Annotated in this window: 16 protein-coding genes; 10 read left to right on the top strand and 6 right to left on the bottom strand. The window is 53.5% G+C overall.

The annotated features are described in order from the left end of the window. Nucleotides 1-4 precede the first annotated feature (4 nt). Both AAZT04_RS04580 and pyrD read right to left on the bottom strand, forming a co-directional pair. The gene (locus AAZT04_RS04580; RefSeq protein ID WP_020826161.1) at nt 5-553 is read right to left on the bottom strand and encodes a cell division protein ZapC; all 549 of its coding nucleotides are present in this window, start codon (nt 551-553) and stop codon (nt 5-7) included. A 175-nt stretch (nt 554-728) separates the two neighbouring features. Further along, on the bottom strand, nt 729-1739 hold the full coding sequence (gene pyrD / locus AAZT04_RS04575; RefSeq protein WP_020826160.1) for a quinone-dependent dihydroorotate dehydrogenase: 1011 nt from the start codon (nt 1737-1739) through the stop codon (nt 729-731). 259 nt (nt 1740-1998) lie between these two features. On the opposite strand from pyrD, the gene ssuE reads away from it, so the two are divergent. The 5 genes from ssuE to ssuB are packed head-to-tail and all read left to right on the top strand — an operon-like array spanning nt 1999 to nt 6313. Next, nucleotides 1999-2577 carry an NADPH-dependent FMN reductase gene (gene ssuE / locus AAZT04_RS04570; protein ID WP_020826159.1) on the top strand — a complete coding sequence of 193 codons (579 nt, stop codon included), beginning with the start codon at nt 1999-2001 and terminating at the stop codon, nt 2575-2577. Nucleotides 2578-2603: 26 nt separating this feature from the next. After that, on the top strand, nt 2604-3569 hold the full coding sequence (locus tag AAZT04_RS04565; RefSeq protein ID WP_020826158.1) for a sulfonate ABC transporter substrate-binding protein: 966 nt from the start codon (nt 2604-2606) through the stop codon (nt 3567-3569). Nucleotides 3570-3585: 16 nt separating this feature from the next. Then, entirely contained in the window at nt 3586-4734 is a 1149-nt protein-coding gene (gene ssuD / locus AAZT04_RS04560; protein WP_020826157.1) for an FMNH2-dependent alkanesulfonate monooxygenase, read from the top strand. An 11-nt stretch (nt 4735-4745) separates the two neighbouring features. Then, nucleotides 4746-5540 (top strand): aliphatic sulfonate ABC transporter permease SsuC, encoded by a 795-nt coding sequence (ssuC, locus tag AAZT04_RS04555; protein WP_020826156.1) that lies wholly within the window; start codon nt 4746-4748, stop codon nt 5538-5540. Further along, nucleotides 5537-6313, top strand: a complete 777-nt coding sequence (gene ssuB / locus AAZT04_RS04550; protein WP_020826155.1) for an aliphatic sulfonates ABC transporter ATP-binding protein — start codon at nt 5537-5539, stop codon at nt 6311-6313. The genes ssuC and ssuB overlap by 4 nt, the downstream gene beginning before the upstream one ends. A 31-nt stretch (nt 6314-6344) precedes the next feature. Here the strand turns inward: ssuB and pepN are convergent, their stop codons facing one another. Continuing rightward, complete coding sequence (pepN, locus tag AAZT04_RS04545; protein WP_261156887.1) at nt 6345-8960, bottom strand: aminopeptidase N; 2616 nt, start codon at nt 8958-8960, stop codon at nt 6345-6347. A gap of 447 nt (nt 8961-9407) precedes the next feature. Between pepN and AAZT04_RS04540 the strand changes: the two genes are divergently transcribed. The 5 genes from AAZT04_RS04540 to AAZT04_RS04520 all read left to right on the top strand — a co-directional run bounded on the left by AAZT04_RS04540 (nt 9408) and on the right by AAZT04_RS04520 (nt 17060). Then, nucleotides 9408-11108 carry a GGDEF domain-containing protein gene (locus AAZT04_RS04540; protein WP_128864124.1) on the top strand — a complete coding sequence of 567 codons (1701 nt, stop codon included), beginning with the start codon at nt 9408-9410 and terminating at the stop codon, nt 11106-11108. Between the two features lie 255 nt (nt 11109-11363). After that, nucleotides 11364-12569 (top strand): nicotinate phosphoribosyltransferase, encoded by a 1206-nt coding sequence (gene pncB, locus AAZT04_RS04535; protein ID WP_020826152.1) that lies wholly within the window; start codon nt 11364-11366, stop codon nt 12567-12569. Nucleotides 12570-12795: 226 nt separating this feature from the next. Then, nucleotides 12796-14196, top strand: coding sequence for an asparagine--tRNA ligase (gene asnS, locus AAZT04_RS04530; RefSeq protein WP_020826151.1), 1401 nt, complete (start codon nt 12796-12798; stop codon nt 14194-14196). A 303-nt stretch (nt 14197-14499) separates the two neighbouring features. Further along, a complete protein-coding gene (gene ompC / locus AAZT04_RS04525) occupies nt 14500-15624 on the top strand; it encodes a porin OmpC (RefSeq protein ID WP_020826150.1) in 1125 nt (374 codons plus the stop codon). Nucleotides 15625-15869: 245 nt separating this feature from the next. Beyond that, entirely contained in the window at nt 15870-17060 is a 1191-nt protein-coding gene (locus tag AAZT04_RS04520; RefSeq protein WP_401526044.1) for an amino acid aminotransferase, read from the top strand. A 70-nt stretch (nt 17061-17130) separates the two neighbouring features. Here AAZT04_RS04520 and AAZT04_RS04515 read toward each other — a convergent pair whose 3' ends face one another. The 3 genes from AAZT04_RS04515 to ldtD all read right to left on the bottom strand — a co-directional run bounded on the left by AAZT04_RS04515 (nt 17131) and on the right by ldtD (nt 20416). Beyond that, on the bottom strand, nt 17131-17778 hold the full coding sequence (locus tag AAZT04_RS04515; RefSeq protein WP_116690808.1) for an MBL fold metallo-hydrolase: 648 nt from the start codon (nt 17776-17778) through the stop codon (nt 17131-17133). Nucleotides 17779-17844: 66 nt separating this feature from the next. Further along, complete coding sequence (locus AAZT04_RS04510; protein WP_020826147.1) at nt 17845-18393, bottom strand: YcbK family protein; 549 nt, start codon at nt 18391-18393, stop codon at nt 17845-17847. Between the two features lie 181 nt (nt 18394-18574). Beyond that, nucleotides 18575-20416 (bottom strand): L,D-transpeptidase, encoded by a 1842-nt coding sequence (gene ldtD / locus AAZT04_RS04505; protein WP_051150508.1) that lies wholly within the window; start codon nt 20414-20416, stop codon nt 18575-18577. Nucleotides 20417-20616: the final 200 nt, after the last annotated feature.

Below are 20616 nucleotides of genomic sequence, written 5' to 3'. Positions count from 1 at the left end.
GCCGTTATACCGCCCTGTCGTAAGCCGGGGCGGAAGTTTCATCTTGCGCGCAGGGTTTAAGGCGATCGTGCATCACTTTGATGGCGTCACCCAGAACCATAGTGCGACCAGCGACGGAGAGTTGGTTTTGCGCCAGCAGGCACAGGCTGGCGTTATCACCGGCTTCCACCACCAGCAGACGCGCTTCAACGCCGCTCTCCATCACCTTCACCGCCGCTAATTCGCCATTTTTCGGCTGCAACGGGTAATGCTGCTGCGAGAAATGCCAGCTTTTCGGCATCAGCGGTTTCAGGAAGCGATAGGCCACCAGGGCATTTAATACCAGTTCGGCGCGTTGTTCATGGCTGAGCTTTATCTGTTTGCACTGCTCTTCATAATTAAAATAAAGCGCCGCGTCATCCACACAGAAAGAACACTCATCAAAGGCATCCGGCGTTAACATTTTGGCAGGAAAACGCGAGCGGAAGATCATCCCATTGGCTAAATCCAGCATTAGCCGATCGTGTTCGGCGTCAAAATACCAACGCCAATTATCGTCAGGTTTTATCTTCATGTCTTATCCTTCTCGCTGCCCATGCCACGCCGTATTTACCCTAAAAGGTGATTTTATCACCACTCAAGTTGCTTAAACATCGGATAATTCCGCGAACGATATTTATGCTAGTGGACAAAATATAGACGAGCCGGGGGAAGAAATAAACCCCCGGCTGAAAATGAAAGGAAAAATATTAGATGTAGTTAACGATATCTTTAATCAGGCGCGGACCTTTGAAGATAAATCCGGAATAAATTTGTACCAGCGAAGCACCGGCCGCCATTTTTTCCCGTGCGGCCATCAGGGAATCAATTCCGCCAACGCCGATAATCGGTAAACGCCCTTGCAGCTCTAGCGACAAACGACGGATCACTTCGGTGCTGCTCGCCTGCAGTGGACGACCACTTAGGCCCCCCATTTGCTCGCAATAATTCAGCCCCTGGATCAATTTACGATCCAGCGTGGTATTGGTCGCGATCACACCATCAATATTATGGCGCACCAAACTGTCGGCTATTTGGATCAATTCTTCTTCTGAAAGATCCGGCGCGATCTTTACCGCCACCGGCACATATTTGTGATGGCGCGCATGCAATTCCTGCTGCTTATTTTTAATGGCGGCCAAAAGATCGTCTAACGCTTCGCCGTACTGTAAGGATCGTAACCCCGGCGTATTGGGTGACGAAATGTTAATCGCGATATAACCGGCATACGGATAAACTTTATCCATACAGATCAGATAATCGTCTTTTCCTTGCTCGACCGGGGTATCTTTATTCTTACCGATATTAATCCCCAGAATACCGCCGAAATGGGATTTCTTAACGTTTTCAACCAGATTATCCACGCCCTGGTTATTAAAGCCCATTCGGTTGATCAGGCCTTCCGCTTCCACGATGCGGAATAGACGCGGTTTGTCATTGCCCGACTGCGGGCGTGGCGTCACGGTGCCAACTTCGACAAAGCCAAAGCCCATGGCACCAAATGCGTCGATGCACTCGCCGTCTTTATCCAGGCCGGCGGCCAAACCCAAAGGATTTTTAAAAGAGAGCCCCATGCAGCTTACTGGCTTGGTCGGCACAGACTGGCGAATAACAAATTCTAACGGGGTGCCGGTGACGCGGCGGAGCTGATGAAAAGTCAATTCATGCGCACGCTCGGGATCGAGCTGGAACAACGCTTTTCTGATGAGGGGGTAGTACATGTACTCTCCTGATTTCCCGGTTGCAAACCGGGGGCGTATTATCCGGTATCCCTTGGCCAATTGGAATTGATTAAAAGCAAAAAAAGCGTTTTTAACGCAATCGTTTCCCCTGACGGGGAGCCAATGCCCCGCCAATCCGCATTTACGCATATCAAAATCAAAAAATGAGATTTAAGTAACCCGCCCCTTTGCTGATAGGTTTAAAACACTTCTCGACGATTTTTTAATTAAACCTAACTTTTAGTTATAAGGAGTGGTAATGCGCGTTATATCACTGTCCGGCAGCCCTCGCATCCCATCACGTTCAGCGGCCCTGCTTTCCTTGAGTAAAAATTGGTTGCAGCAGCAAGGTGTAGAAGTGATCTCCTACACCCTGCACGACTTTGATGCAGAAGACTTGCTGTACGCCAATTTCAATAGCCCGGCGATAAAAGCCTTTACCGAGCAACTGGCTTTGGCCGACGGCCTGTTGGTCTCTACGCCGGTGTATAAGGCCTCGTTTTCCGGTGCGCTGAAAACCCTGCTGGATCTGCTGCCGGAGCGAGCGCTTGACCATAAGGTGGTGTTACCCCTGGCCACCGGCGGTTCTATTGGTCATATGTTGGCAGTGGACTATGCCCTTAAGCCGGTGTTGGCGGCATTGAAAGCTCAGGAAGTGCTGCACGGGGTGTTCGCCGACGATAGCCAGGTGGTATTGAGCGGTGAAGATATCACGCTGTCCGACGGGCTGGCATCGCGGTTGGAAGAAGCCCTGGAAAGCTTCTACCTGGCACTCGGTCGCCGTAAACCGCCCCAGGCAAAACTCTCCCCGTCTCTGTTTGCACGTCAAACCGCCTGACAGCACGCTCTATATAAGGAAAGAGAATGACGCGACTTTCATCACTTGGCCGTTGGCTTGGCACTGGCGCTTTGGCCGGCATCATCTCACTGGCGTGGATCAATTCCGCCAGCGCACAGGATCCGGCGCAGTTTCGTATTGGTTATCAAAAAGGATCGGTCAGTCTGGTATTGGCAAAATCCCACCGCCTGCTGGAACAGCGTTTCCCCACTACCAAAATCAGTTGGATCGAATTCCCCGCCGGCCCGCAGATGCTTGAGGCGTTGAACGTCGGCAGTATCGATCTGGGCAGCACCGGCGATATTCCGCCGATCTTTGCCCAGGCCGCCGGGGCGGATCTGCTGTATGTCGGCGTAGAGCCACCTAAACCCAAGGCGGAAGTGATCCTGGTGCCGGAAAATAGCCCGATCAAAACCGTCGCTGATTTGAAAGGCCACAAGGTCGCCTTCCAGAAAGGCTCCAGTTCCCACAACCTGCTGCTGCGTTCGCTGCAAAAAGCCGGACTGAAATTCACCGATATCCAACCGGTTTACCTGACGCCGGCAGATGCCCGCGCCGCATTCCAGCAGGGCAACGTCGATGCCTGGACCATCTGGGACCCGTACTATTCCGCAGCCTTGTTGCAGGGCGGCGTGCGGGTGCTGGGTGACGGCACCGATTTGAATCAAACCGGCTCCTTCTATCTGGCGGTGCGCACTTATACCGAAGCTAACGGGCCGTTTATTCAGCAGGTGCTCGATGAGTTGACCAAAGCGGATGCGCTGACCCAAAGCGACCGGGCGCAAAGCGTCACGCTGCTGGCGAACGCCATGGGGCTGCCGGAAAAAGTGATCTCGTCTTATTTGGATCACCGTCCACCGACCGCCATCAAACCGCTGGACGCACGCACCATTGCCGCCCAGCAGCAAACCGCCGATCTGTTTTACGCCAACCGTCTGGTGCCCGTGAAGGTCGATATCTCGCAACGCATCTGGCGCCCGAGCGCACAATAATTTTGGAGAATAGACGATGAGCCTGAACGTATTCTGGTTTTTACCAACCCATGGCGACGGCCACTATCTCGGCAGCACCGAAGGCGCGCGCAGCGTTGATTACGGCTATTTGCAGCAAATTGCCCAAGCGGCCGATCGGCTAGGGTTCGGCGGCGTGTTGATCCCCACCGGCCGTTCTTGTGAAGACTCCTGGCTCGTGGCCGCATCGTTAATTCCTGTTACTCAACGGCTGAAATTCCTGGTGGCTTTGCGCCCCGGCATAATTTCGCCCACCCTGGCGGCTCGCCAGGCGGCGACGCTGGATCGTCTTTCCAATGGTCGAGCGTTGTTCAACCTGGTTACCGGCGGCGATCCCGAGGAGCTGGCGGCGGAAGGGCTGCATCTGAATCACGAAGAACGTTACGAGGCATCGGCAGAGTTCACCCACGTTTGGCGAAAGGTGCTGGAAGGGGAAACCGTCGATTTCGATGGCAAGCATATTCAGGTGAAGGGGGCAAAGCTGCTGTACCCGCCGGTGCAACAACCGCGTCCGCCGCTGTATTTCGGCGGATCCTCTGCCGCTGCGCAGGATCTGGCCGCCGAACAGGTTGAAATGTACCTCACCTGGGGAGAACCCCCGGCGCAGGTGAAAGAAAAAATTGCCGAGGTCCGCGCCAAAGCAGCGGCTAAAGGTCGCAAGGTGCGCTTCGGCATTCGCCTGCACGTGATCGTGCGTGAAACTACGGAAGAAGCCTGGCGTGCAGCAGACCGACTGATTGCCAATCTGGATGAAAAAACCATCGCCGATGCACAAAAGGCATTTGCCCGCTTTGACTCTGTAGGGCAACGACGCATGGCAGCGCTGCACGGCGGCAAAAAAGACAATCTGGAGATCAGCCCCAATCTGTGGGCCGGGGTGGGCTTGGTCCGTGGCGGGGCCGGTACTGCCCTGGTCGGCGACGGCCCGACGGTGGCGGCGCGCATGCAGGAATATGCCGATCTGGGCATCGATACCTTTATCCTGTCCGGCTACCCGCACCTGGAAGAAGCCTATCGCGTCGGCGAACTGCTGTTCCCCCATCTTGACCTGGTGGAAAACCAAATCCCCACGCAGCGCAAACCGGTCAAGGCCCAGGGAGAAGTGGTGGCCAATATCTATATTCCGCAAAAAGCGTCGCAAAGCTGAGGAGCCCCCTTATGGCGAAGGGTACACAACGCATATTGCACCGGCTGGCCCCTTGGGCATTGCCGGTAGCGCTGGTGGTTATCTGGCAAATCTCCGTCGAGGCGGGGTGGCTGTCGAACCGTATTCTGCCGGCGCCGAGCGCGGTCGTCACCGCCTTCTGGACGCTAACCAAAAGCGGCGAATTGTGGCAACACCTGACGATCAGCAGTTGGCGCGCACTGATCGGTTTTAGCATCGGCGGCAGCATTGGGCTGGTGCTGGGCTTTATCACCGGTTTGTCACGTTGGGGTGAGCGCCTGTTGGACAGCTCCGTGCAGATGATCCGCAACGTGCCGCATCTGGCGCTGATCCCGCTGGTGATCCTGTGGTTCGGTATCGATGAGTCCGCCAAGATTTTTCTGGTGGCGTTAGGCACGCTGTTCCCCATTTATTTGAATACCTATCACGGTATCAAGAATATCGATCACGGCCTGCTTGAAATGGCACGCAGCTACGGTCTGAGCGGTTTCCAGCTCTTTGCTCAGGTGGTTTTGCCAGGCGCTCTGCCGTCGATTATGGTCGGCGTGCGTTTCGCGTTGGGCTTTATGTGGCTGACGCTGATCGTGGCCGAAACCATTTCCGCCAATTCGGGTATCGGTTATCTGGCGATGAACGCACGTGAATTCTTGCAGACCGACGTGGTGGTGGTGGCGATTGTGCTTTATGCCCTGCTCGGCAAGCTGGCGGACGTCAGCGCACAGTTGCTGGAACGCGTCTGGTTGCGCTGGCACCCGGCCTATCAACTGAAACAAGGAGAAGCGCTATGACGACTCCCGCTCGAATTCCCCAAGGGACGCCGGTCACGCTGGAGTCCATTGCCAAGCGCTACGGTAACCGCACCGTGCTGGACAATATTCAATTGCGCATCAGCGCGGGACAGTTTGTCGCCGTGGTCGGCCGCAGTGGCTGCGGTAAAAGCACGCTGCTGCGTCTAATGGCAGGACTGGAAAAAGCCACCAGCGGCGCCTTGCTGAGCGGGAATGCGCCCCTTGCCAGCGCCAGAGACGATACCCGCTTAATGTTTCAGGACGCCCGCCTGCTACCGTGGAAAAAGGTGATCGACAATGTGGGCCTTGGCCTGCGCGGTAACTGGCGTGCCGATGCGTTGCAAGCGCTGGAAGCCGTCGGGCTGGCCGACCGCGCCAACGAGTGGCCAGCGGCCTTGTCCGGAGGACAAAAACAACGAGTGGCTCTGGCACGTGCGCTGATCCACCGTCCACGCCTGTTGCTGTTGGACGAACCTTTGGGGGCGCTTGACGCCTTGACGCGAATTGAAATGCAGGGATTGATTGAAGGGTTGTGGCAACAGCACGGTTTCACCGTATTGCTGGTGACACATGACGTCAGTGAAGCCATTGCGCTGGCGGATCGTGTGATTTTGATTGAAGAAGGCCGTATCGGTTTGGATCTGACCGTCGACCTGCCGCGCCCACGACGCAAAGGGTCGGTCAAACTGGCAGAGCTGGAAGCCGAGGTGCTGGACAGAGTATTGTCTCCGCCCTCCCCCTTAAGCCAGGCCACACGCCGCGCAGCAAATTAAAAAAGGGACGGCATGCCGTCCCTTTTTAGACTTACGCGTCGAGCGCCTTGGTGATTTTCTCGAACAGGTCACCGGACAAATTCTCCAGTCCTTTCAACTGTTCAAGCGCTTTGCGCATTAATGCCTGACGTGAAGCATCATAGCGTTTCAAGCGGATCAAAGGTTCGATCAGGCGAGCAGCAATCTGCGGGTTGCGTTGGTTCAAATCGCTGAGGATTTCCACCAGGAACTGATAGCCACTGCCGTCCGCCGCATGGAACGCCGCCGGGTTGGCAGAAGCAAAGCCTCCAATCAATGAGCGTGTGCGGTTTGGATTGCTCAGGCTGAATGAACGGTGTTTCAGCAACCCACGCACTTTGGTCAGCACGTCCGCCGCCGGGCTGGTCGCCTGCAGCACAAACCACTTGTCCATCACCAGACCATCCTGGTGCCAGCGTTCGTCAAAGGCCGCCAGCAGCGCGTCGCGGCAAGGCAATTGCGCCGCCACCGCAGCGGCCAGTGCCGCCAGCGAATCGGTCATATTATCCGCCTGGCGATACTGCTCCGTCACCAATCGGTCGGCCAGCGCTTCATCGCCAAAGGCCAGGTAACCCAAGCACACGTTGCGCAACGCACGTTTCGCGATATCAGCATGTTCAACCCGGTAGCCGTCGGTCTTGTTAGCGTGATAAACCGCCAGCCACTCATCAGCCATTTCCTTCGCCAGACAGCGGACGATCGCTTCGTGCACCACGGCGATCGCTTCAGGATCGATAGTGGCAAACAGCTCGGCAATTTCACTTTCTGAAGGCAACGTCAGGATCTGTGCAGCCAACGCCGGATCCAACTTCTCGTCCAACAATACGGCGCGGAACGCATCAACAACGTGCAGCGGCAGCGACAACGGCTGTTGTTGCTGATGTTTGGCCACGTTCAGTTTGATGTAGGTCGCCAGCAGGCTCTGTGCCGCATCCCAACGGGCAAACTCATTACGAGCATGCTGCATCAGGAAGGTCAGTTGCTGATCGCTGTACGGATAATCCAGTTTAACCGGTGCAGAGAACTCACGTAGCAGGGACGGTACCGGCTTGTGCGCCACGCCATCAAACACGAAGGTCTGTTCCGCTTCGGTGACGTTAAGCACGTTATTGATCGGCGAGCCGTTTCTCTGCAGGGCAATCACGTTGCCTTGTGCATCGTACAATTCAATATCCAGCGGGATGTGCAGCGGCAGTTTTTCCGGCTGATCGGCGGTCGGCGCGGTTTTCTGGCTGACGTGCAGACGGTACTGGTGGTGCTCGGCGTCGTATTCGTCACGAACCGTCAGTAACGGCGTACCAGACTGGCTGTACCAGCGGCGGAACAGCGACAGGTCAACGTTGGACGCATCTTCCATCGCCTGAACGAAATCGTCACAGGTCGCCGCACTGCCATCATGACGCTCGAAATAGAGCTGAATCCCCTTCTGGAACTGTTCTTCTCCCAGCAGCGTATGCATCATGCGGATCACTTCGGAACCTTTCTCGTACACCGTCAGGGTGTAGAAGTTGTTCATTTCGATCACTTTGTCCGGACGAATAGCATGCGCCATTGGGCTGGCATCTTCGGCGAACTGCGCACCGCGCATAACGCGCACGTTATCGATACGGTTGACCGGACGCGAGCCCAAATCGGAGCTGAACTCCTGATCGCGGAATACCGTCAGCCCTTCCTTCAGGCTGAGCTGGAACCAGTCACGACAGGTCACGCGGTTGCCGGTCCAGTTGTGGAAATATTCGTGGCCGATCACCGCCTCGATATTCAGGTAATCCTTGTCGGTGGCGGTTTCGGCTTTCGCCAGCACGTATTTGGAGTTAAAAATATTTAACCCTTTGTTCTCCATCGCGCCCATGTTGAAGAAGTCGACCGCGACGATCATATAAATGTCGAGATCGTACTCCAGGCCAAAACGGGTTTCGTCCCATTTCATCGAGTTCTTCAGGGAGGTCATTGCCCAATCGGCGCGATCCAGGTTACCGCGGTCAACGAACAGCTCCAGCGCCACTTCGCGACCGGAACGGGTGGTAAAGCTGTCGCGCAGCACGTCGAAATCACCGGCCACCAGCGCAAACAGATAACAGGGTTTTGGGAAAGGATCTTGCCACTGCACCCAGTGACGCCCATCTTCCAGTTCGCCCTGCCCCACGCGGTTGCCGTTTGACAGCAGGAACGGGTAACGCGCCTTGTCGGCCACGATGCGAGTGGTAAACCGCGCCAGCACATCCGGGCGGTCGAGATAATAAGTAATGTGGCGGAAGCCTTCAGCTTCACATTGGGTACACAGCGCTTCGCCGGACAGATACAGTCCTTCCAGCGCGGTGTTTTTGGCCGGGTGGATATCATTGACAATAGTCATGGTAAATTGTGCTGGCAATTGCTCGATAACCAGTTTGTTATCCTGCAACTGATAGACTGTCCACGGCTGACCGTCGATCTCAATACTCACCAGCGTCAGGTCTTCACCGTTCAGCACCAGCGCCGCATCGGCAGCGCCCTGGCGTTTGATTTTGCTGACGGCAGTGACGCGAGTGCTCTCTGCATCCAACTCAAAATTCAGGTCAATATCAGTGATGGTGTAATCTGGCGCGCGATAATCGTGGCGATACTTCGCCTGTGGCTGTTGTGTCATAAAAACCCTTTGACGTCTCAGTGAGTTACAGGTGCCAGGCTTTCATCATTCGCCTATTTCGCCGTCGGAAAAGAGCAGAAATTTCGATGAGCCTGATTGTAAATAAACTGTATCACAGCTACAAAAAAAACCCAGAGAGAGCAGGCCACAGGAGCGGAGAAATCGGAGGTGGATCGTAATCCTGTCGAAGAATTGCCCACGCCATCAGGCTCCTTCACCTGATGCGGCATCAAAATCAGCATTAAATGCTAAAGATGCCCTGCGGAGTTGTACGTTTTCCAGATGAGAACATCGGCGTCAAAAGTGCGAATTTACCCTATCTCACGGAGCAGCCTTCCCGGCTCAACGGCACTTTGCAGGCAATCTTCCCTTATTGGGTATAGCCAAGACAGGCCGGGAGACTCAGTGATATAATTAGCGGATCGGGCTCAAGGACGCGTAGTGCATATGAAAGTAAAATATCTGATCTATTTTTTTACCTTTGCCCTGATGTCCTCATTTGCCCTGTTTATTTCCGATGAGTTGTCGGAAGCTGACACCGAGTATCGCGACAACCAACTCAATCTATACAAAATTACCCGAGCCAAAGAGATTTCAGAGGCTTTTCAGGCCACACTATTGGCACATCGCCTTAAACGTTTAAGCCTGATCGACCCACGTATCACTCCACATCAGTGGCAAGACGCCGATCGCGTAGCGCGGGAGAAAATTGCCCACTTCCGACCGCACATCGACAGCGAAATCTCGCAACGGCTCGGCATCAGGCAAAAAATTGCCGCACTTTCCATGCTCAGTCTGATGGAACAATTGCTCAATAATGACAACCTGCAGCTTTCGCAGGTGACCGAAGCCAATGCCAATCTGTTCAATATCAATAGCGCTTACTATATTTCCCAGGCCAGTAAAAGTTACTACCGCTATAGCTACGATAACCGCATGGTCGATGGCGATTCATTTATGTTTCTTGAGGCAGTGCGATTAAATAACCGGCTGAACATGTCAGTGACCGAACTCATCGATCAGATTATTGACGTCAATACCAATCGACTGGCGCGCAAAGACGCTTATCTGAAAGCAATTCAGCTCACCGGCGTATTGAATGCGTTGAGTACTCGGCTGATTTTTATGAAACTTACCTATAACGACGTGAAAACTACTGCACTGGTGAATGAGATTCTGGGGCAGCTGTCAGCTCAGCAGATCAAGATCATTACCGAAGGATTATATACCGCCGTAAACACGCATACCGCCTACCCTACAGACGCTATTTATCCCTATGTTAAAAACCTGAGTGAGCTGTCACAACGGCTCTATCAGCGCAGTTTCGAAATGGAGACCGCCGCCTCGCAGAGCAAGATTTATGACAGCCAAACCGCCATTGACGGCATGATTTCGCTGGCGGGTCTGATTGCGCTATTTATCTTCCTGCCTACGCTGGTTTACTGTTCAAATATCAGCCGCTGGCTGACGAAAACGCATAATAATATTTTGCGCTTGTCCCACGGCGATATGAATATCGCTCGCAACGAAGTGTTCTACGGCCAGGAGTTGATAGCCATCAGCGACGCTATCAAACAGCTTAAACAGTACCAGTTGGAAAAGGTAACGCTGGAAAATGAGAAACACCTGCTGATTAAAGAGCTGGAAGCCTCCTCCTATCTCGATCCTCTCACCAATATCTATAACCGGCGCAAATTCTTCCTGGAGTGCGAATCGCTGGCTGCCGGCAGCTACCCACTCGCTTTTTGTCTGATCGACATTGATAATTTCAAAAGCCTCAATGACACCTACGGCCATCACGTAGGCGACCTGGTGCTGGTGGCATTTGGCAAGCTGCTGCAAAGCACCTTCCGCTCCAGCGACATTTTCTGTCGCTACGGTGGTGAAGAATTTGCCGTGATCCTCGGTAACTGTACGCTGGAAAATGCGCAGGAAGTGATGTCCAAGCTACGCGAGCGTACGCACCAGTTCAGCCTGACACTAACCGATGGGCAAAACGTCCGCTTCACCACCAGTTGCGGCATTGCCCAGGTTCGCGATATCCGCTTGTTGCCGGCAGCAATCAAACAGGCGGATGAAGCGCTCTATTTTTGCAAGAAAAACGGCAAAGACCGGATAGGCATTCATACCCAGAACGGTTTTATCTGAATTGTTGTTTAAAATAATTAACATTATAATTTTTATGACTAATTAGGCTAAGTCATTCACCTTACAGACTTATCTGACTTTTCTGTCGGTATCCTGATGGCAAGCAGAGATAAAGGCACGTTTAATCCTCGACCGGCTCCGATGAATTGTGGTGTGATGCAGCTTCAATAACAGGATAATCCGGGTATACTCCCCCCACTTTTTTATGATTATCCGGATTTGGACACGCGCCTGACGAGGATGCAGTAACGCGATATGACTCAATACGCCTCCCCGATTTTGACATCACTGCTTGATACTGATGCTTATAAGCTTCATATGCAGCAAGCAGTGTTCCATCGCTATCCTGCTATCAGCGTGGCGGCGGAATTCCGCTGCCGCGGTGACGAGCTGCTTGGCGAATATGCCGACGAGATCCGTGCCCAGATCGCACTGATGAGCCAACTGGCGCTAACAGACGCTGAGTTCAACTATCTTTCCGGGTTGCCTTTCTTCCGCGAGGATTACCTGAACTGGCTGCGCGAGTTTCGTTACGATCCGCAACAGGTTCAGATCGAAGATCATGCGGGCAAGTTGCACATCCGCATTGCCGGTCCCTGGCGTGAAGTGATCATGTGGGAAGTCCCACTGCTGGCAGTGATCAGTGAGGTGGTGCACCGTCACCGCTCCCCGGAAGTCACGCCTGAGATGGCCGTCGCTCATCTGCGCAGCAAACTCGAGCATTTTAAAGCCATGAGCGCTGACGTGGACATTTCTCGCTTCAAACTGATGGACTTCGGCACCCGCCGTCGTTTCTCGCAGAGTGTGCAGCAGGCGATTGTCAGCACCTTGAAAGACGAATTTCCTTATCTGGTCGGCACCAGCAACTACGATCTGGCCCACCAGCTTGCTCTGGCGCCCGTGGGTACTCAGGCTCATGAATGGTTCCAGGCGCACCAGCAAATCAGCCCGGTGTTGGCCAACAGCCAACGTGCAGCTTTGCAAGCCTGGCTGGATGAATATCCGGACCAGCTCGGCATCGCGCTGACCGACTGCATCACCATGGACGCCTTCCTGCGTGATTTCGGTCCGCAGTTCGCCCAGCGTTATCAGGGCCTGCGCCATGATTCGGGTGATCCGTTCGAATGGGGCGAGAAAGCCATTGCGCATTATCAGAAGCTCGGCATCGACCCGATGAGCAAAACGCTGGTGTTCTCCGACAATCTGGATCTGGACAAGGCGATGGCGCTGTATCGCCGTTTCTACCAACGCGTCAATCTGGTGTTCGGCATAGGTACGCGTCTGACCTGCGATATCCCGGGGGTTAAACCGCTGAACATCGTGATCAAGCTGGTCGAATGCAAAGGCAAGCCGGTGGCTAAACTGTCCGACAGCCCGGGCAAAACCATCTGCCAGGATCAGGCCTTTGTGAAAGCGTTACGCAAGGCCTTCGATTTACCGCTGGTGAAGAAAGCCAGCTAAGCCACACCGCCCTGCCAACGCGAAAAAGCCGGCTGAAGACCTCACGCCGGCTTTTTTCTTCTTTATAAGAGACTTTGCCGTGCTCCCTTTTCGCCCAGAGCCAAGAAATGTTGCTCCAATCCGGCGATTTCTGCTTGTGCTCTGCACCGCGGCAAGTAACATAGCAACATCCCCATATTCTTGGGTTGTAAGCTATTTCTAAACCAAATTATTAAGAGAGAAATCTATGAGCGTAGTGCCTGTAGTCGACGTACTGCAAGGCCGTGCTGCGGTTGACAGTGAAGTCACCGTGCGCGGTTGGGTGCGTACCCGGAGAGATTCTAAAGCTGGTATCTCCTTCCTGGCCGTCTATGACGGTTCCTGCTTTGATCCGTTACAGGCCGTCGTTAATAATTCTCTGCCGAATTATCAGGATGAAGTGTTACATCTGACCACCGGTTGCTCGATTGAAGTGACAGGCAAAGTGGTCGCCTCTCCAGGCGAAGGTCAGAGTTTCGAACTGCAGGCGACCGAGATTAAAGTGGTCGGTTGGGTTGACGATCCGGACACGTACCCGATGGCGGCCAAACGCCACAGCATCGAATATCTGCGCGAAGTGGCGCACCTGCGCCCACGTACCAACCTGATCGGTGCCGTTGCCCGTGTTCGCCATACCCTGGCGCAGGCTATTCACCGCTTCTATCACGAGAATGGTTTCTTCTGGGTTTCCACCCCGCTGATCACCGCTTCCGATACCGAAGGCGCCGGCGAAATGTTCCGCGTTTCCACGCTGGATCTGGAAAACCTGCCACGTACCGATAAAGGCGCTGTCGATTTCAGCCAGGACTTTTTCGGTAAAGAAGCGTTCCTGACCGTTTCCGGCCAGTTGAACGGCGAAACCTACGCCTGTGCGTTGTCGAAAATTTACACCTTCGGCCCGACTTTCCGCGCCGAAAACTCCAACACCAGCCGTCACCTGGCCGAGTTTTGGATGATCGAACCGGAAGTCGCCTTTGCTGATCTCGAGGATATCGCGGAACTGGCAGAGAAAATGCTGAAGTATGTGTTCCAGGCCGTATTGAACGAGCGTATGGATGACATGCAGTTCTTCGCAGAACGCGTAGACAAAGATGCGATTGACCGCCTGAAGCGTTTTGTTTCTTCCGACTTCGCTCAGGTTGATTACACCGAAGCGGTGGAAATTCTGATCGCCTCTGGCCAGACTTTCGAGAACCCGGTTTCCTGGGGTATCGATCTGTCTTCCGAGCATGAGCGTTATCTGGCCGAGAAACACTTCAAAGCGCCGGTGGTGGTGAAAAACTACCCGAAAGACATCAAAGCTTTCTATATGCGTATGAACGACGACGGTAAAACCGTTGCGGCGATGGACGTGTTGGCCCCAGGCATCGGCGAGATCATCGGCGGTGCTCAGCGTGAAGAACGTCTGGACGTGCTGGATCAGCGTCTGGATGCCATGGGCCTGAATAAAGAAGATTATTGGTGGTATCGTGACCTGCGTCGTTACGGCACCGTGCCACACGCCGGCTTCGGTTTAGGTTTTGAGCGTTTAATCGCCTATGTCACCGGTGTGCAAAACGTGCGCGACGTAATTCCGTTCCCTCGCACACCACGTAATGCAACCTTTTAATTAATCAGATAATACATTTTCTAATTAATTTAGTTACAAAACCAAGGCCAGCTTAGCTGGCCTTTCGCATTTTTTAATATTGACCTGCGTCACAAAGTTCCCTCAAAATTACATTTTGTTACAAATACTTTCTTTCTGAAACCTCATTGGGACATTGGTAGCATTTTCGTTCTAGATTAACCCGCCCGTGAATGGAACACTGCGTGCAGACACAGGACGACACCAATCTATCAACAATAGTTCCAAAAGAATTATTGGCGGCAGTGGCAAAGGTGTCCGAATAACACCAATGAGGGTAATATAATGATGAAGCGCAATATTCTTGCAGTGGTAATCCCAGCTCTGTTAGCCGCTGGTGCAGCTAACGCTGCTGAAATCTACAACAAAGACGGCAACAAACTGGATCTGTACGGTAAAGTTGACGGTCTGCACTACTTCTCAGACGACAAAGGCAATGATGGCGATCAGTCCTATGTTCGTTTCGGCTTCAAAGGTGAAACCCAGATTACTGACCAACTGACCGGTTACGGCCAGTGGGAATACAACGTTCAGGCTAACCACTCTGAATCTCAAGGCACCGAAGGCACCAAGACTCGTCTGGGCTTCGCTGGTCTGAAATTTGCTGACTACGGTTCATTCGACTACGGCCGTAACTACGGCGTACTGTACGACGTAGAAGGCTGGACAGATATGCTGCCAGAGTTCGGTGGCGATACTTACACCATTACCGACAACTACATGACTGGCCGTACCAACGGCGTTGCTACTTACCGTAACAACAACTTCTTCGGTCTGGTTGACGGTCTGAACTTCGCTGTTCAGTACCAAGGTAAAAACCAGAACGACGACCGTGACATCAAGAAACAAAACGGCGACGGCTGGGGCCTGTCTTCTACTTATGACATCGGCGAAGGCATCAGCGTAGGTGCAGCATACGCTTCTTCCAACCGTACCGATGATCAAAAACTGCGTTCTAACGAACGTGGCGACAAAGCTGATGCATGGACCGTTGGCGCGAAATACGACGCTAACAACGTTTACCTGGCAGCTATGTACGCAGAAACTCGTAACATGACTCCATTCGGCGGCGGCAACTTCAGCTCAACCTGTAATGCTTCTACCGATTGCGGCGGCTTCGCCAGCAAAACTCAGAACTTCGAAGTGACTGCACAGTACCAGTTCGACTTCGGTCTGCGTCCAGAAGTGTCTTACCTGCAGTCTAAAGGTAAGAACCTGAACGTCCCTGGCGCAGGTACTGACCAGGATCTGGTTAAATATGTTTCTGTTGGTACCACTTACTACTTCAACAAAAACATGTCTACCTACGTTGATTACAAAATCAACCTGCTGGACGACAACGAGTTCACTAAAGCCACTGGCACTGCTACCGATGATATCGTAGGTGTTGGTCTGGTTTACCAGTTCTAAGTTGTCTCACTTAACGGCGGTTCACCGTCGGCTAAGTTAAAAAACAGGGCTTCGGCCCTGTTTTTGTTTTTGCGCTACGCGTAAATTTTTATCCTGCCAATGTCCCCTTCTTCCTCATTTTTTATGCTGAATCTGCGCCCTTCACAAGATCGCTGTGTTTTTCTCGCAAACGGTTGGCAAAGCGCATAACTGGCGCTACCCTGATGCTTCTGTCTGCTTAACTCCGAGCCATGGAAGCACCTGACATGTTTGAAAAAATCACTGCTGCACCTGCCGATCCGATTCTGGGTCTGACCGACATTTTCCGCGCCGACGCGCGCCCGAACAAAATCAATTTGGGCATTGGCGTCTACAAAGACGAAACCGGCAAAACGCCGGTGCTGACCAGCGTGAAAAAAGCTGAGCAGTATCTGCTGGAAAATGAAGCCACCAAAAACTATCTCGGCATTGAGGGCATCCCCGCTTTCGCCAACTGCACGCAAGAGCTGCTGTTCGGCAAACAAAGCCCAATCATTGCCGACAAGCGTGCACGCACCGCGCAAACACCTGGTGGCACCGGCGGCCTGCGTGTGGCAGCTGACTTCATCGCCAACCAGACCAGCGCTAAACGCATCTGGATCAGCAACCCAAGCTGGCCGAACCATAAAAACGTGTTCGGCGCCGTCGGCCTGGAAGTGCTGGAATATGCCTACTACGATGCGGCTAATCATGCGCTGGACTTCGATGGCCTGCTGAACAGCCTGAAACAGGCTCAGGCAGGCGATGTGGTTCTGTTCCATGGTTGCTGCCATAATCCGACCGGTATCGATCCTACGCCAGAACAGTGGGCTCAGTTAGCCGAACTGTCTGTGGCTAACGGCTGGCTGCCGCTGTTCGACTTTGCTTATCAGGGCTTCGCAAAAGGCCTGGAAGAAGATGCGCAGGGCCTGCGTATTTTCGCCGCCAAGCATCAGGAACTGATCGTAGCCAGCTCGTACTCGAAGAATTTCGGCCTATACAACGAACGCGTCGGCGCCTGTACTCTGGTTGCTACAGATGCGGATACCGCTGACCGCGCCTTCAGCCAGGTGAAAGCCGCCATTCGCGCCAACTACTCCAATCCGCCGTCACACGGTGCTGCGGTGGTCGCGACCATCCTGGGTGATGATGCGCTGCGCGCCCTTTGGGAGCAGGAGCTGACCGATATGCGTCAACGCATTCACCGCATGCGTCAGCTGTTCGTGAATACTTTGCAGGAGAAAGGCGCAGAGCAGGACTTCAGCTTTATCATTAATCAGAACGGCATGTTCTCGTTCAGCGGATTGACCAAAGAACAGGTGCTGCGCCTGCGTGACGAATTTGGCGTTTACGCCGTTAACTCCGGCCGGGTTAACGTCGCAGGCATGACGCCAGACAATATGGCGCCTCTGTGCGAAGCCATCGTAGCCGTGCTGTAAAGGTTACGGTTTCAAATAAGCAAAAGGGGCGCTAAATGCGCCCCTTAGTTATTTCTGCCGGGAAATAACCTTACCAGATGGCCGGTTCTTCTCGCAGGAACGGATTGGTTTCACGCTCCTGACCGAAGGTAGACATCGGTCCGTGCCCCGGGATAAACGCCATGTCATCCCCCTGTGGCAGGAGCTTGGTGCGGATCGAGTTGATTAATGCCTGGTGATCGCCGCGTGGGAAGTCGCTGCGACCCACGCCACCGTTAAACAATACGTCACCCACCAGCGCCAACCGCGCCTGCTCATTAATAAACACAATATGACCAGGAGTATGACCCGGGCAATGCAGCACCTTGAGCGTCATTTCACCCACCTGCACGCTGTCCCCTTCTTCCAGCCAGCGAGTTGGCGTCAGAGGCGCACACTCTTCCAGACCAAACATCCGGCTCTGTGCAGGCAGACCATCCAACCAGAAAGCGTCTTCCTTGTCCGGACCGTAGATCGGTACCTGATAGTGTTCCGCCAGCTCAGCCGCTGCCCCTACGTGATCGAGATGGCCGTGCGTCAACAGGATCTGCGTGACCGTCACGCCCTGCCTGGCAATTTCGGTCTTTAATTTTTCCGCTTCGCCGCCGGGATCGACCAACGCCGCCTGTTGAGTACTCTCACACCAGATCAGGCTGCAATTCTGACTAAAAGCGGTAACGGGAATAATTTGGTATTTCATAAGGCTCCAACGACAACAGCGCCATACCCTGATGGGCTGGCGCTACTCACTTATGGTGCACAGCGATTACCAGGTCCGCACCGGGCCGGTATCGATGTGTACAAAGTTGCTACGTGGGTAATATCCTACACCACCGGCGCTCATTTTTAACGCCGCTTTGCGGATATTGCTCAACTGGATGCCTTCGATATGGAAGTCCATCGCCTGGCCCTTGGTATGATAGCTGTGCTTGGCCACACCGCGGCTGCGCTCACGCAGCTCATTGTTGGTATCCAGGGAACGATAACCTGAAACCAACTGTACCGGTTTGTTGGTGCCCAACAGACCCTGCAGGCGATAGAGGTGATCAAATAGACGAGGATCGATCGACTTGACTTTATTGGCTCGATAATCACGGAAGAGATGATTAAGACGAACTAATTCGTCTTTATTATATCCCTTGCCGTCGAAGAATTCGGCTTTCAAGGATTCGCCCGTATGCATATTATTAACGACAAGAATACGCGGGCGCGAAGTAGAAAGACTGGCAAAGGCTTGCCCAGGGAGCAGCGCTATGCCCACAGCGGCGCTACCTAACGCCAGCCACTTACGGCGATGATGATCAATTTTGTCCATGTTTCTGTTAAACCCGGCAAGAATATCAAAATATATGCACAAAACAGCGCACTGCCTGAACCATAACCGCCCACACTGATTGAGTCAACCCGTGATATCCCGCGGTTTGCAGGCACTCACGGAATGAGTGCCTGCACCATGGCCCGATATTCTGACCGTTATTTATTTATAATTACTGCATTTATTGCATTAATTTTTCGGCCTGAGCCAAAATTTGTGCACCCGATCTCACCGTATCATCGTAATTGTAAATATCTGTACGGAATTGTGGCTTTCCATCATCAGAGACCCAGGCGGTTAAATAATACAATTTAACCGGAATATGCTGGCGGATATTTACGTAGGTGGTATTTCCCTGTTTTAGGGTCGAGGAAACACGGGTATTGTTCCAGCCCGCATCCTGCAACAGCATATTCGCCAAATCCGAAGCCTTGTTGACCCGCACGCAACCCGAGCTCAGGGCACGAATGTCTTTCTGGAACAGGTTATGGTTCGGCGTGTCGTGCAAATAGATGGCGTCCGAACTCGGCATGTTGAATTTAAAACGCCCCAGCGAGTTGGTCGCTCCCGGAGCCTGGCGGATCCGGTACGGGAAGTTACGGGCCGACACCATATTCCAGTCGATCATTGCCGGGTTGATCACCTCAGCATCGTTGCTCCAGCCGGAAAGCACGGTATAACCGTGTTTTTGGAAGTAGCTGCCGTCACGCATCGCCTTCGGCACAATGTCTTCGCGCACCAGCGTGGTCGGCACGTTCCACGGCGGGTTAACTACCACATTGTTCAGCGCACTGTTCATCAACGGCGTCTTGCGGCTGGGCCGCCCTACGATCACCCGTGACGAAAGCACCTCATTGCCGTTCAGGTAATAGGTCAACGAGTAGTTAGGAATGTTGACCATAATTCCGGTGTCAACACGACCGGGAAGAATGCGTAAACGCTGGATGTTCAAGGCTAACAGCGAAGCTCGCATTTGCGGCGTCACGTTAAGCCATTCGCGGGTGCGTACGCCAATCACGCCATCAGCGCTCAACCCTTGCCATTTCTGGAAGCGTTTAACGCCCTCAACCAAATCGGCAGTATAGCGATTGTCCGTGACCGTGACCGGACTCTCCTGCTGCTGACTGAACGGCGATTGCGGTGACGGCGCCAAGTCTTTTACCGGCGCGGCGGCCGGGCTGACTACCGCACTCTGGGCCTCGCGATTTTTCTCTTCATCTACCGATAAGCCACCATCGTCTGGCTCATTGCGCGAACCGGTCAATACCGCAGGCGGCTCCTGCGCCTCTGCCGGCGCGGCAGAAGTGGTCAGCATACCGTTGCGCGCCAGGATCTCGCGCAAGGCAGGAATATCATCGCTCAGTTGATCGGGGCGCAAACTCGGGCCATTGGCCATCTGCGGCCATGGGCGTCCATCAGCCAGCATGTCGCGTAATGCCTGATGCATCTTGGCGTATTGCGGGTGCTGCGGTGCCAGCGAGTTGACATACGGCACCGTTTTACCCTGACGCACCGCCAACTGCCACTGGTTAATCACCGTATTGGGTGGTAAACCGAGCTTGTAGGGAATGTTGCTGTACAGCCAGCTGTTGCCATTGGCGCCGATCGATGAAACGAACTGCAAATAGCCCAACATCGCATCAGACAGTACGATATCGCGAGCCACACCGGTAATGGCTGGATTGGTCAGCAATTTCACCCATTGGGTGAACTGCGGCTGAACGCCAGACATCGCCAACTCGGCCAACTGCTGCTGAAATTGCTGTACCGCTTCGCGATCCTGCCACATCAACTGCATCCGGTTCGCTGCGTACAAAGGAGCAAGCGTTGAAAGATAATGTGGCGTAATGCCCTTCGGCAATGCCGCAAGCAATTCCGAACGACTTTGCGCAACTGACATGCCGGAAGACGCCACCGGGAATGCAGGAACGGTTGCCCATACGGGTAGCGACGACGCAAGACCACATGCCATTGCGCAACTCAACGCCAAACGTCGTACCTTGTTTCCATTTCTAAGCAACATCCATTGCCCCCTGTATGCTCACAAAAAATACAACTAAGACAGCTTATTAGTTTCAGTATACGAACAGAAAAGCCATTTTGCCCTTTGGCACTAATGAATAACTGTAATTCATTAAGCTACCCGTTTAAAAGCGGATAAAAAAGCAGGACTATCATCCATGTGTACAAAAAAATAGCCACCCCAGGGCGGCTATTTTCAGA

The organism is Serratia sp. Je.1.23.a (genome assembly GCF_051129805.1).
In the GTDB taxonomy this organism is placed as follows: domain Bacteria; phylum Pseudomonadota; class Gammaproteobacteria; order Enterobacterales; family Enterobacteriaceae; genus Serratia; species Serratia liquefaciens.
Note: the sequence above shows the minus strand (reverse complement) of the source record. Positions and strands in the feature narration are given on the sequence as shown.

Bases quoted from the DNA above. Each gene is read 5' to 3' on its own strand.
- AAZT04_RS04580 (WP_020826161.1), bottom strand. From the start codon at position 553: ATGAAGATAAAACCTGACGATAATTGGCGTTGGTATTTTGACGCCGAA.
- pyrD (WP_020826160.1), bottom strand. From the start codon at position 1,739: ATGTACTACCCCCTCATCAGAAAAGCGTTGTTCCAGCTCGATCCCGAG.
- ssuE (WP_020826159.1), top strand. From the start codon at position 1,999: ATGCGCGTTATATCACTGTCCGGCAGCCCTCGCATCCCATCACGTTCA.
- AAZT04_RS04565 (WP_020826158.1), top strand. From the start codon at position 2,604: ATGACGCGACTTTCATCACTTGGCCGTTGGCTTGGCACTGGCGCTTTG.
- ssuD (WP_020826157.1), top strand. From the start codon at position 3,586: ATGAGCCTGAACGTATTCTGGTTTTTACCAACCCATGGCGACGGCCAC.
- ssuC (WP_020826156.1), top strand. From the start codon at position 4,746: ATGGCGAAGGGTACACAACGCATATTGCACCGGCTGGCCCCTTGGGCA.
- ssuB (WP_020826155.1), top strand. From the start codon at position 5,537: ATGACGACTCCCGCTCGAATTCCCCAAGGGACGCCGGTCACGCTGGAG.
- pepN (WP_261156887.1), bottom strand. From the start codon at position 8,960: ATGACACAACAGCCACAGGCGAAGTATCGCCACGATTATCGCGCGCCA.
- AAZT04_RS04540 (WP_128864124.1), top strand. From the start codon at position 9,408: ATGAAAGTAAAATATCTGATCTATTTTTTTACCTTTGCCCTGATGTCC.
- pncB (WP_020826152.1), top strand. From the start codon at position 11,364: ATGACTCAATACGCCTCCCCGATTTTGACATCACTGCTTGATACTGAT.
- asnS (WP_020826151.1), top strand. From the start codon at position 12,796: ATGAGCGTAGTGCCTGTAGTCGACGTACTGCAAGGCCGTGCTGCGGTT.
- ompC (WP_020826150.1), top strand. From the start codon at position 14,500: ATGATGAAGCGCAATATTCTTGCAGTGGTAATCCCAGCTCTGTTAGCC.
- AAZT04_RS04520 (WP_401526044.1), top strand. From the start codon at position 15,870: ATGTTTGAAAAAATCACTGCTGCACCTGCCGATCCGATTCTGGGTCTG.
- AAZT04_RS04515 (WP_116690808.1), bottom strand. From the start codon at position 17,778: ATGAAATACCAAATTATTCCCGTTACCGCTTTTAGTCAGAATTGCAGC.
- AAZT04_RS04510 (WP_020826147.1), bottom strand. From the start codon at position 18,393: ATGGACAAAATTGATCATCATCGCCGTAAGTGGCTGGCGTTAGGTAGC.
- ldtD (WP_051150508.1), bottom strand. From the start codon at position 20,416: ATGTTGCTTAGAAATGGAAACAAGGTACGACGTTTGGCGTTGAGTTGC.